The sequence below is a fragment of the Streptomyces sp. NPDC001852 genome, from assembly GCF_042891825.1.
GTDB lineage: Bacteria > Actinomycetota > Actinomycetes > Streptomycetales > Streptomycetaceae > Streptomyces.
The window spans coordinates 32,359-45,969 of record NZ_JBIATN010000030.1 but is presented as its reverse complement, the minus strand read 5'-3'; the positions used below and the strand labels follow the sequence as shown (position 1 = coordinate 45,969).

The 13,611-nt window shown below is 68.3% G+C and carries 2 protein-coding genes; one reads left to right on the top strand and one right to left on the bottom strand.

Translation table 11 applies throughout. The features are described from left to right. Window positions 1-73: 73 nt before the first annotated feature. The gene (locus tag ACFYZB_RS37010; RefSeq protein ID WP_388765960.1) at window positions 74-6,220 is read right to left on the bottom strand and encodes a LamG-like jellyroll fold domain-containing protein; all 6,147 of its coding nucleotides are present in this window, start codon (window positions 6,218-6,220) and stop codon (window positions 74-76) included. Window positions 6,221-6,546: 326 nt separating this feature from the next. On the opposite strand from ACFYZB_RS37010, the gene ACFYZB_RS37005 reads away from it, so the two are divergent. After that, window positions 6,547-13,611: a polymorphic toxin-type HINT domain-containing protein gene (locus ACFYZB_RS37005; protein WP_388765958.1), complete on the top strand. Its 7,065-nt coding sequence runs from the start codon at window positions 6,547-6,549 to the stop codon at window positions 13,609-13,611.

Below are 13,611 nucleotides of genomic sequence, written 5' to 3'. Positions count from 1 at the left end.
GCCCGTGGGAACGGACGGGCCCCCGGCCCCTCCTTCGGGAGCGGCCGGGGGCCCGTGGCGGTTGGGGTGCCGGTCAGTGCAGGGCGCTGACCTCGGTCGCCGAGAGGGTCCGCGGGTAGACGTGGACGTCGGCGACGGAACCGGGGAACGCCAGGTACGGGGTCGGGGCAGAGGCGCTGTTGACGCAGCCGCCGACGGTCAGGGGCAGGGACGAGTCGTACTGGGGGCTGAGGTTCTTCGCCGTTCCCATCAGGGTGCCGTCCTGGTAGAGGGACATCGTGCCGGTGCTGGAGTCTCCGGCGACGGGTGCCTGGTAGGTGGCGACCAGGTGGGTCCAGACCCCGACGACGCCGGTACCGGCGCCGCCCTCCGCCGTGGGGAAGTCGGAGCTCGGATCGTTGCTGGTGGTGGTCTGGAACATCCAGCCCTTGTTGCTGTTGTCGTAGGAGAGGTAGAACGCCTGGTGCGTGGTGGTTCCCTGGCATATCGCCGCGGTTCCCAGCGCTGTGTTGATCTTCACCCAGGCCGAGACGGTGTAGTCACCGAGTGTGTTCACCGCGCTCTGCTTGCTCTTGAGGAAGCCGGTGCTGCCGTCGAAGGCGACGCTGCCGGACAGCCCGCTCGGCGCGTCCGCGCCGAAGGTGGCACTGCCGGCGGCGGTCAGCGGGTTCAAGGAGCCGGTGTCGATGCCGTCCGTGGACAGCTTCCACTCGTCCTCGGGCATGCCCTTGTCCCAGCCGGCCGGGACGATCACGCTGTTCGCGCCGGCCTCGCTCGCGGTCATCGCGTACGGGTAGACCTGCACGTCGGAGATGGAGCCGGGGAAGGCGTTGTACGGCGAGGTCGCGTCGGGGCTGTTGACACAGCCGCCGACAGTCAGGGGCATGGAGGAGTCGTACTGAGGCGTGGGGTTGACCGCGGTGCCCATCAGGGTGCCGTTCTGGTAGATCGACATCACTCCGGTGCTGTCGTCTCCGTCGACGGGAGCGGTGTAGGTGACCAGCAGGTGCGTCCAGGTGCCGACGACACCGGTGCCCGCGTCTCCTTCCGCGGTGGGGAAGTCGGAGTTGGCGTCATTGGTGGTCGTGGTCTGGAACATCCAGCCCTTGTTGCCCCGGTCGTACCCGACGTAGAACGCCTGGTGCTGACTGGTTCCCTCGCAGATGGCCGTGGCGGGATTGTCGGCCGAGTCGAGCTTCACCCACGCGGAGAGGGTGTAGTCGGCGAGGGTGTTGACCGCGGTGTGGTCGCTCTCCAGGAATCCGGTGCTGCCGTCGAAGTGGGTGGCCGTGGCCGGTGCGTTGATCGCGTCGGGTCCGGCCGCGTCGAAGGTCGCCCCGCCGACCGCGGTGAACGGGTTGTCCCCACGTGCGTCGGAGCCGTCGGTGGCCAGCTCCCACGCGTTCTCGGGGTTGTCGCCGGCGGTGGCCTCCGGGACGATCAGGTTAGGCGCGATGCTGACGACCTGGGTGTTGGTGTCGTTGAGGTACCGGGTGCCGAGGTCGGCGTAGTACGCGTCGGACGGGTCGCCGCCCGAGAGGTCCGCCGCCTTCACGGTCGAGGAGGTGGCCGTGCCGTCGGTGGAGACCGCCGAGGCGAAGTCGATCACCTGCGTCGGGAAGTTCTGCAGCAGGTCGCTGTTCACCTGCTCTCGCGCGGACTCCTGGGTCGCGGTTCCCGGGTGGGCGGCGGTGAACGGCGGGATGGTGGTGAGGTAGACGGTGATGTTGGAGTTCTGCGTGACCGGCTGCCCGTTGACGTAGGCCTGTCCGTCGTCGGTCGCGTACGAGCTCAGCTCGCTGTTGAGCGCGGCCAGTCCGTTCTCGACCTTCGTGGCACAGGTGTTGGCGTCGCTGGTGCAGTTGAGCAGGTCGGTGGCGCCGGTGGAGACGAGAACGGTACGCACGTTCCCCTGGGCCAGCACACTGCGGTCCACGGGATTGAGCGCGTTGGTCGGGGTGTCGCCGCTGGTCTGCGGCAGCAGGTTGCTGTTCAGGCTGGTGCTGTTGGTGCCGGCATTGAGTACGCCGTAGTCCACGGTGCCGTCCCCGTTGGGGTCGCCCACGATGGCGTCGGTGACGGCGTCGCTGAGGTGGTGCCGGCCGTCGCCGCTCGCTGTGTCCCCGTTGACGCTCTGGTCGCCGTAGAGGACCAGCGAGCCGGTGGGGGCGGAGGTGGGCGTGGTGACGTCGATGCTGGCCAGGTACGGCAGACCGGTGTACGTCGTCTGGGTGAACCTGGTGGCCGCGGTGTCACCGGTGCGGTTGGCCGCGTCGCTGACCCACACCGGCGTCCGGGCCGTGGCATGACCGGGCATGGCGGACACCGAGCCGTGTGCGAGGAGGCTGACCAGGACGGTCGCCTGCTGGTCGACGTGCAGGGTGACCGGGTCGCTGGTGACGTCGCCGCCCGCCGGGATGGTGACGGAAGCCGCGCCGCCGAAGGCCAGTGGCACCGGTGCCGCGGCCGCCGTGGCGCCGCCCGCGGTGCCGTCCTGCAGGGCGACGGAGACCGCGTCGAAGGTCACCGGGCTGGTGCCCGTGGCGTTGGACAGGTGGATGCGCACACCGTCCCCCGCGTCGGTGCCGATACTGACATGGGCCGGTATGCGGAGCGTCTGCCCGTTGACGGTGGCGGTGGTGCCGCCGGACTGCTGCACCTTGGCGGTGTCCGGTACGGAGGACCAGGTGCCGACCCAGTGCTTGTCGCCGGCGACGCTCAGCGGCCGCACGCCCATCCCGAGAATGTGCAGGCTGGGCTGTCCGGACTGGACGCCGTTGGTGAACAGCGGCAGGGAGATGCTGCTGACGACCGAGCCGGGGCAGGCCAGCGGAACGCTGATCGCGTAGATCTTCGGGCCGCTGCTGGGGCTGGTCTGGGTGTTGTCCTTGTGGTTCTCGTGGACGAGGGTCAGCGTGGCCGCGGAGGCCGGTCCGCTGATCCAGTCGGGCACGGTGTCCAGCTGGTAGGACTGGTCGGCGGGGTTGCCGTCGGGATCCAGGCAGTTGTTCTTGCCATAGGTGATGGTGCCCGTGGCACCCTTGGCCGCGCCGCCGGTGGCGAAGGCGAGGAAGACCACGGCGTCACCGGTGTTCACCACACCGCTGCCCGGCACCGTGAGCGTCTGTCCGGAGGCGAGCATGTTGTCGTAGGTACCGGTGCCGAACTTCGGCAGCGTGATGGCGGCCCCGTCGACGGTGACCGTCTTCCCGCTCTGCCAGCCCGATGTGCCCGTCAGATCGGCCGAGTTGATGCTGTTGCCGTAACCGTCCGCGTCGGCCGGGCCGGTCGTGGTGGTGAAGGTGCTGGTGGCCGTGTTGTTCTGGCAGCTGCCGGTCGAGTTGATCGCGCAGGACAGTGCCGGCGCGAGCCGCAGTACGTCGATGCCCGCCTGGTAGCCGGTGGACGCGGTGTTCTTGCCGCTCAGGCTGAGCGTCAGGGTGTGCACCCCCTGCTTGAGGGTGAGCAGCTGACCACTCGAGTCCCTGGGGATGCCCAGGTCCATGTACCGCGTGGTGACGTAGGAGCTGTATGCGTCGAAGTCGCTGATCAGGGTGGCCTGGGTGGACTTGCCCGCGTCCAGGACCAGGCTGTAGACGCCGTAGTCCTTGGCCTTGGTCAGGTTGGCCCCGAAGCTCCAGGGGCCGTCCTTGGGGACGTCGAAGCCGAAGGTGGCGCTGTCGCCGCTGATCACCTTCGAGGTGCTGCTCTTGTTGGCCAGCATGGCCTGGTAGCCGTCGGCGAACTCGTAGCCGCTGCCGGCGGCCTGGGTGATCAGCTGACCGCCCTTGGTGGCGGTGGTCGCCCTGGGCACGACGGTGGTCGTGCCGTCGCTGTTGGTCGCCGTCCAGCCGTTGACCATCTTGTCGCCGTAGGCGTACGTCGGTGTGCTGGTGCCGGCGTAGAAGGCGTAGGCGGTCTGGGTGACGGACGTCGAGCCGGCCTGGTCGACGGCCTTGGCGTACAGGGTGTGCGGTCCTGCCGTGCCCGGGGCGACTTTGGGGGAGGCGCTGCCGTTGACGACCGAGGTGCCGGTACCGGCGGCGTTGTCGGAGGTCACGTAGTACACATGGCCCGCTGTGATCTTCGTGCTCGACGTCACGTGTGTGACATTGGTGCTGGTGTACACCGTGTTGCCGAGCGTCGCGTCCAGCGAGAACAGGTAACCGGTGATGTTGTTCGTGTGGTTGTTGCTGAGCGTGAACGTGCCCGTGTCACCGAACGCGGCGCCGATCTGATTGGCCGGGAACTGACTGGAGGTCACCGTCGGCGCGGGCGGTGCGCTGGTGTCCACGGTGAAGGTCTGGGTCTTGGTCCAGACGCCGGAGCCGCTGTTCGTCCAGTAGCCGGCCGCGTTCTGCGCGGTGGCCTTCCACGTGTAGGTGCCGTCCGGCAGGCTCGGGGTGGTCCAGTCGCTGCCGTTGGTGTTGTACCGGGGACGCTTCTTGGAGTCCGTGCCGGGACCGTAGCCCGTACCGACCAGGGTGCCGGAGGAGTTGTAGACGTCGTACAGGATGTGCACCAGCTCACTGCCGCCGGCCAGGTCGGGGTCGACCGCACGTGCGGACAGGGTGGGGGTGTGGGTGGTGGTCATCGTCTTGCCCATGCTCACCGTGGACGGCTTGAGGGCCGGGGTGCCGGTGCCGTTCTTGAGCTTGGGCCGGTAGGTGTAGGTGACCGACATGGTCGCGCCGCCGCCGTAGGCGAGCTGCTTCCACTGGTGCGGGTCGTTCATGTCGGGGGATTGGACCATCAGCGTCATGCTCTTCCAGCCGCCGGCCGCCGCGCTCTTCGCCCGTGACGTCACGTCGAACTCGAGCGACGGCGGGCTGACCCAGGAATTGGAACCATCGGTGACCGGGCAGGTGCCGGCTTCGTGGCTCTTGGGATCGGTGCCGAGCGAGCCGGTACGGCCTCCGGGCTCGTGGCCCCAGTACAGTGACGAGGAGCTCCACCCGGCGGGGCGGTCGGTGCCGTAGACGGTGGCCGGGGTGTCGTCACAGGAGGCTGCGGAGAGCTGCTTCACGTACAACGACGCCTGGGTGACGACCGCGCCCTTGATACCGCTGGTATTCATCTGGTAGTAGGTGCGGGCTCGTTCGCCGTTGCCGGGGTAGGAGTTGTCCCATCCTTCGCGGGCGTTGGTGGAACCCGACGTGGACGTCGAGTTGTAGACGTTCCAGCCGTTGTCGGAGATCCGCGCCCAGTCCAGCTGGGACGGTCTGCCGCTCCACTCCGGGTCCACGTACACGGGGTAGGCGGTGCTCTTGGCGGTGAGCAACTCCTTGTCCAGGCCCAGGAGTTGTCTGCCTTGCCGTAGGGTCACGCGGACCTGGGAGCGGTGCTCGCCGACCTTCGCCGCCGCCTGGTGCTCGACCTGGGCGGCGGAGGCGTTCGTGGTGGGGGCCAAGGGCTTGCCAGGGGCCTTGTGGCCGGCGCTGTCCCACATGAGCGCGGTGTCGCTGTGGAAGACCGTCCTGCCCGTGCGCTTGTCCGTGGCCTGGGCACCGCCGTCGCGGGTGCCGGTCAGCGTGAGGTTGGCGGAGGTGGTGTTGAGCGCGAGGCTCCGCAGGCGCGGATCGGCCGCCGCCTTCGGCGACTTGATCACGAGGATCGAGGAGTATCCGGAGGCGTCCGCGGTCAGCTGCAGGTCGACCTGGGGCAGCACGTCCGGGTAGGTGGCGGTGTCACCGGAGACCACCGGCTTCGGCAGTGCGTCCGGCCAGGAGAATCCCAGCCTGTCCTTGCCGCTGTGCATCGTGACCAGCGCACCGGAGCCGCCGCCGGAGAAGGCCACGTCGGTCACGGCGGCCTTGGGCGCCCAGCTTCCGTCCGCCTGCCGCACCAGTGTGGTGTCGATCGGCACCCACTTCCCGTGCTGTCGCGTGCGCTCGGGCATCGAGGAGTCGGTCAGCGTGAAGGTGCCGTTGGGGTTGGCCACCACCAGTGTCCCGACGTCGGTCAGTTGATCGACCGTCACCGGCTTGCCGGTCGCCTTCGCCCGGGCGGACGCGGCCTCCGTGGGGTTGAGGCGCCTCGGGGAGCCGGAGCGCGGCCCGTGCGACTTCGACTGGGACGCGTGGGCGGGGGCGGCGGTTGCCGCGTGGGCCGTCACAGTGGCGGTCAGGGAACCCGCGGCCAGAGCCGCGACCACGGTGAAGGCGATGGGTCTGGACGCGGGCCGTCTGGACGCGCGCGGAGGTGTGCGGAAGGCGGACATCGGCGTTGGGAATCCTTCGCATGTCTCAGGCGGTCCCCCCGTGGGTCCGCGCCGCTGTGCATTCTCGGCACCTACCGAGGCGGGGTCGATCGTCTGGTGCCGCATCGAGGTCCGTTTTTGACGGATGCGCGTCAAGTTGGGTTCCCGCCTAGGTGATTCCTTTGCCGTTCGTGTGGAGACCCTTTGCAGGTTGTGTCGATCTCAGGCCCTAGCGTGAAGCTTCCACGGGGGATTCGGACGGCTGCGCCTCCCCTTTGACGTGCCCTCAATTGCCTTTGCTCTCAGGCAAATTGAGTGTCCATGGTTCGGGGAGGGGAACGCACACCATGGTGCGAAGAACGGGGTTTCGTCGTACGACACTGGCCGCGGCCGGTGCTCTTCTCGCGGCGTTGCTGCCCACAGGTGTGGCCACGGCGGCCACCCCGGCACAGCACCACGTGTCGGCTCCCGCTGTGCCCCACGACAAGCGGATCCCCTTCACCCGCAGGACGCCCAAGCAGGTGCCCCCGCACAAGGGCTTCAAGCACTACGACCCCACCGCACACGCCGAGTTGCCCGCACCGGGCAGCGCAGTGGTCACCCTGCCCGTCGCGGCCGCCACCACACGACTGACCGCCGAGGCGACCCGGGTGCGGGCCGGAAGGACGCCCGTCCTGCTGGGCGCCGGCGTGGGCGTGCGGCCGCAGGCGACCGCCGTCACCGGAGCACAGCGCGTGCGGGTGACCGTGCTGGACCAGAAGACCGCACGTGCCGCCGGCGTCCACGGCCTGCTCTTCACCCTGCGGCGCACCGGCCCCGGCAGCGGGAACGTCTCGTTGCGGGTGGACGACTCCTCGTTCCGTTACGCCTTCGGCGGTGACTTCGCCGCGCGCCTGCACCTGGTCCAGCTGCCCGCGTGCGCGCTGACCACGCCAAAGCTGGCCAAGTGCCAGGCCGGGACCGCGGTGCGGACCGCACCCGGAACGCCGCTCTCCGCGCAGGTCTCCGTGCCCGCGGCAGCGCCCGCCGGTCCGGGAGCCGGCGTCCCCGCCCGCTCGGCGACGGCGTCGTCCACCGGCATGGTGGTCATGGCGGCGACCTCCGGCACGTCGGGCTCCTCCGGCGACTACTCGGCGACCAGCCTGTCGCCGGGTGGCTCCTGGTCGACCTCGGGGAACACCGGTGCCTTCACCTACAGCTACCCCATCTCGGTGCCCCCCGCGATCGGCGGCGCGGCACCGAACGTCGGTCTGTCCTACAGCTCCTCCACCCAGGACGCGCGCACCGAGGGCACCAACAACCAGTCCTCCTGGCTGGGAGACGGCTGGAGCACCACCGAGAACTACATCGAGCGCACCTACAAGCCCTGCAAGGACGACTCCTCCTCCGGAGCCCCGGACAACGACGGCGACGAGTGCTGGGCGGGACAGATCCTCACCCTCTCGCTCAATGGCAAGTCCACCGACATCGTCTACGACGACGCCACCAAGACCCTCCACCCCGCCGAAGACGACTCCACCACCAAGATCGAGGACCTGACCGGTGCCACGAACGGCACCGACAACAAGGAGTACTTCAAGGTCACCGAGGCCGGGACGCAGTACTTCTTCGGCCTGAACCGGCTGCCGGGGTGGTCCAGCGGCAAGGACGAGACCAAGTCCGCGTGGACCGAGCCCGTCTACCACGCGCACAGCGGGGTGTCGGCGTGTCCGGACACCACGACCTTCGCGGACACGGCCTGCACGCTGGGCTACCGGTTCAACCTGGACTACGTGGTGGACGCGCACGGCAACGCCACCGCCTGGTACTACAGCCCGGAGACCGGCTACTACGGCGCCGACACGAAGGACACCGCCGTCGCCTACACGCGCGGCGGCACCCTGTCCCGGATCGACTACGGCATGACGTCCTCGACGATCTACTCCGGCACCGCACCGGAGCAGATCCTCTTCGACACCGCCGAGCGCTGCATCCCGGGCACCCCTTCGGGCAACACGTGCGCGGACAGCCAGTTCGACGCGGCCGACGCCGCCTACTGGCCGGACGTGCCGATCGATCTGAACTGCACATCGGGCTCCAGCTGCACCAACCACAGTCCCAGCTTCTGGTCCCGTAGGCGCCTGACCGCCATCACCACGCAGATCCAGACCGGCGGGGTCACCAGGCAGGTCGACAAGTACACCTTCACCCAGTCCTTCCCCGACGGCGGCGACCACGCCCCCACACTCTGGCTGGACTCGGTCCAGCACACCGGCCTGGACACCCAGGGCGGTGCGTCGGGCAGCGCTTCGACACCGGCGGTGAGTTTCGACCCGCCGCTGCAGCTGCCCAACCGGGTCGGCACGATCCCGCAGATGCCGCTGATGTACCACGACCGGATCCAGACGGTCACCACCGAGACGGGCGCCGAGACGACGGTCACCTACGACCGGCCCGACTGCGCCGGCGCCCCGGCCAGCGACCCGAACGACCCCACCGACGCGGCGGCCCGGACCTTCGCCTCCACCAACACCCTGTCCTGCTTCCCGGTGTACTGGACCCCCGACGGGCAGCCGGCGCCGTGGATGGACTGGTTCTACAAGTACAAGGTCGCGTCGGTCGTCACCACCGACCCGCACAACTCCTACCAGGACGGCACCCAGCCGGAGCTGGAGACCGACTACGCATACAAGGGCAACCCCGGCTGGCACTACGACGACAACGAGGTCGTCAAGGCCAAGAACCGCACCTGGGGTCAGTTCCGCGGCTACCCGGAGGTGGACGTCACCACCGGAGACCCGAACGTCTTCCACTACACCGACGGCGCCAAGGTCCACGACCAGAAGACGCTCGCGAAGACGTACTACTTCCTGGGCATGAACGGCGACACGCTGCCCGGCGGCAAGACCCGTTCGGTGCCGGATCTGACCAGCCAGGACGGTGCGACCTCGGTCGCGGACGACGACGCGCTGGCCGGACAGACCTTCGAGACCGACACCTACTCCGCCTCCGGCGGCAGCCTGAGCAAGGCCGTCGTGAACGTGCCCACCATCATCGGTCCCACGGCCGGCCGCAACCGCAGCGGTCTGCCGGACCTGACGGCCCAAATGGTGCGTCCCACCAAGACGCTGACCCGCGAGGCCGTGTCGTACGGCTGGCGCAGGACCGAGAGCGACACCTTCTACGACCGGACGCTGGGCAAATCGACCACCGGCATGCCGGTGCAGGTCGACGACCGGGGCGAGACCACCGACAGCGCCAACGTCTCGAAGTGCACCTACACCCGCTACCTCACCGGCAGCCCCAGCACCCTGGTTCTGCCCGCGGAGGTCATCTCCACCTCTCAGGACTGCTCCGGTGCCGGCGCCACCCCGAGCGGCACCCTGCTCTCCGACGTCCGTACCTCCTACGACCACAACGCCTTCACCTACGACGGCGACGGCCAGCAGAACCCGGCACTTCCCAAGATCGGCGACGCCACGCTGGACCAGCAGGCGTCGGCCGCCAGCGGTGCCACCGCCACCGCGTTCGTGGACCAGGCCGCCACCACCTACGACTCCTACGGTCGCACCACCAAGGCCACCCGTACCCCCCACTCGGTGTCCCCCGACGGCAAGAGCCTCGCCCAGACCGTCTTCACCTCCTACACCCCCGCCACCGGCGCGCTCCCCACAAGCAGCACCACCATCACCCAGGTCACACCCGGTGTGGACTGCTCCACGGTGACCGTGTCGTCCAAGGACTGCCAGCTCGCGAGCAACACCCTGGACCCGGCACGGGGGCTGCCCACGGCCAAGACGGACGCAGCAGGCCTGCTCACCTCGCTCACCTACGACGCGCTCGGCCGGATGACCGGTGTATGGCTGCCCAACGAGATCAAGGCCAACGGCGCCCCGGCGAACACGACCTACACCTACGCCCTGTCTCAGTCGGCCCCCTCGGTGGTCTCCACCAACGCATTGCTGGACAACGGGGGTTACGGGACCAGCACGGCCCTGTACGACGCGATGCTGCGCCCGCTGCAGGTACAGGCGACCGCGGAGAACTCCACCACGACGGTCTCCGACACCGAATACGACTCGCACGGCTGGACGGTCGCCACCAACAACGCCTACAACGTGGCCGGCAGCCCCGGCAACAGCCTGATATCGGTCTCGCAGGTCTCCATCCCCGACACCACCGTCACGGACTACGACGGACAGGGCCGGGCCGACCTGGTGACCGAGGAACACGACGGGGTCAAGACCTGGACGACGGCCACCGCCTACACCGGGGACAGGACCACCGTCCTGCCGCCCAAGGGCGGGGTCGCCACCACCACGGTCGTCAACGCGCGCGGTCAGACCACCGAGCTCGACCAGTACACCGCCGCACCCACCCTGAGCGGGTCCGCGGCGGCGGGCTTCACCGCCACCGGCGGCAGCCCCTCAGCCACCACGTACGGCTACAACGGCGCCGGACAGCAGACCCGGGTCACCGGTCCCGACAAGGCCGTGTGGACCTTCGGCTACGACCTGCTGGGCCACAAGAAGTCCCAGAGCGACCCGGACGCGGGCGGCAGCAGCTACGGCTACGACGACGCGGGCAACCTGACGTCCACCACGGACGCCAAGCAGGTCGAGCTCGACTACACCTACGACCTGCTGGGCCGCAAGCTGACGGCCACCGACAAGTCCAAGTCGGACTTCGAGTTCGCCTCCTGGACCTACGACACCCTCCGGATCGGCCTGCCGACCTCGTCGACCCGCTACGTCCAGGGCACGACCGGCGGGTACACGGTGGCCGCCACCGGCTACACCACGCTCGGCAAACCGACCGGCACCAAGATCACGCTGCCGGCGTCGGAGGCCCCGCTGCCCTCGACGTACACCACGACCTACACGTACACCACCAACGACCAGCTGCCGAAGACCCAGACGGACCCGCGCACCCAGGGCCTGAACAGCGAGACCATCACCTACGGCCGGGACGCACTGGGCAACCCGACGACCACGGCCAGCAGCATCGGCACCTACGTCGGCGCGACCGTCTACACCGACTACGGTGAACTCTCCCGGGTCACCTTCGGCCCGTCGACGAACCCCGCCTGGGCGACCTACAGCTATGACGACCAGACCCGGCGACCGACCGACCGTCTCGTGGAGCGGACCCAGGCCCCCGGCCCGACGGTGGACGACACCACGTACACCTACGACGCCGTCGGCAACCCCACCTCCACCACCGACCAGCAGTCGGAGACCGGCAACACCGTCACCGACCAGCAGTGCTACGGCTACGACACGCTCGACCGGCTGACCGACGCCTGGACCGCCAAGGACAACTGCGCGGCCAACCCGCCGACGAGCAGCACCCTGTCCACCACGGCCGGCTCGTACTGGCAGTCCTTCAGCTACGACGCCATCGGCAACCGCAAGCAGAGCGTCGACCACGCCATCGGCGGATCGGGCACCACCAGCACCACGACCTACACCGACGGCTGCACCACCGGCTGCAACTCCACCGGCGCCCAGCCGCACACCCTCACCGCCACCACGGGCGGCACCAACCCGACGAGGTTCGGCTACGACGAAGACGGCAACCTGCACACCCGCACCCCCAGCACCGGACCGGGCCAGACCCTGAACTGGGACGACGAAGACCATCTGACCGAGGTCGACACCGGCGGCACCAGCCCCACCACCACCAAGTACCTCTACGACGCCGACGGCAGCCAGCTCATCCGCCGCGACCCCGGCCAGACCACACTCTTCGCCGGGGACACCGAGATCGTCGTCAACACCAGCGTGACCCCCAACGTTCTGCTCGGCGCCGTCCGCACCTACAGCCACGGCGGCTCGGGTACCCCGGTGGCACTCCACTCCAGCCTCACGGGCGGGGGCACGAAGTATCTCTTCAACGACCCGCACGGCACCGCTTCCCTGGCGATGGACACCACCACCCAGCAGGTCGCCCGACAGCAGTACACCCCCTACGGCCAGCCCCGTTCCAGCGCCAACACCGCCGGCTGGCCCGACCCCACCCACTCCTACCTGGGCAGGCCACAGGACACCTCCACCGGCTACACCGACATCGGCGCCCGCAAGTACGACCCCGCCCTGGGCAGCTTCATCAGCGTCGATCCCGTACTCGAAGCCGCCAGCCCCCAGCAACTGGGCGGTTACACCTACGCCGCCGACAACCCCGTCACCGGCAGCGACCCCACCGGCCTCGAATCGTGCTACCCGTCCAGCTACTGCTCCGGCAGCAACGGCACGTACGGCGACTACCACTCCGAGAACGACCCGGAATCCGGCAACTACAAGGGCTCCAGCCACTACTGCGACACGCACTGGTGCAACCCTGACGTCAACAACACGCACTACTGCGACGGATGCCACGGCCTCGGTCCGGCCCCTGTTCCGATCCCGCCGCTGAAAACCGTCCAGATGTTCCAGCCGAAGTACCCGAGCGTGGCGCAGATGGCGGACCAGGGCGACTACAACCCGCTGTACACCTATGCGGTCAATGTCGAGCTCTACTTCCGCGGGAGGTGCAGTCAGGACATGACCCAGGGCGGGTGCCTGGAACTCTCGCACTTCTACCACACCTGGGCGGATGTCCACGACATACCTGAGAACCCCTGCGCGGCGGGCACGCTCTGCGACATGGCGCCGTTGGTTCTGTCCGTGGCCGGCCTCGAGGAGGGGTGCAGTTTCAGTCCCGACACCCCCGTCCTCATGGAGGAGGGAAAGACCAAACCCATCGGAAAGATCAAATCCGGTGACAAGGTCGAAGCCGCAGATCCCGAAACCGGCAAACACAAGGGTACGCGCACCGTCCAGCACGTGTGGATCAACCACGATGACGACCTGCTCGACCTCACCATCCGAGCCAAGGACGGCCACACCGCCACCCTCCACACCACCGCCAACCACCCCTTCTGGAACGACACCACCCACAAGTGGGTCCAGGCCGGCAACCTTCACCGCGGAGATGCTCTCAACACAGCCGCCAACGGCCACGTATATGTCGTCGCCACCCGCCACACACCGGGCACCGCCAACCGCTGGAACCTCACGGTCCAGCAACTGCACACGTACTATGTACTCGCTGGGGCCACGCCGGTTCTCGTCCATAACTCAAACGGGCTTTGTGGAGTAACCTCAGCTATCCACGATGACCCGTATCTCGTGAAGGCGGCAGAGGCGGCCGGAAAGAATCAGCGAATCCAGAAGGAAATGGACGATCTGGTCATGCAGTTCCGGGGTGGTAACACGAACCCTGGTCTCGGAAATAAGTCCCTTGCGGGCACGGACGTTTCCTATCTGCGAGGCCGCAACGGCGGTCGCGTCTTCTTCCGGAATACCGACGATGGAATGCAGATCGTCGGTAAGGCAGATAAGTCGAATGAGTCCAAGGTCATTAGTCGCCTAACGGAGATGTACGGAAACTAG

What these genes read in the sequence shown, in the direction of transcription:
- ACFYZB_RS37005 (WP_388765958.1), top strand. Translation starts at nt 6,547, where the DNA reads ATGGTGCGAAGAACGGGGTTTCGTCGTACGACACTGGCCGCGGCCGGT.
- ACFYZB_RS37010 (WP_388765960.1), bottom strand. Translation starts at nt 6,220, where the DNA reads ATGTCCGCCTTCCGCACACCTCCGCGCGCGTCCAGACGGCCCGCGTCC.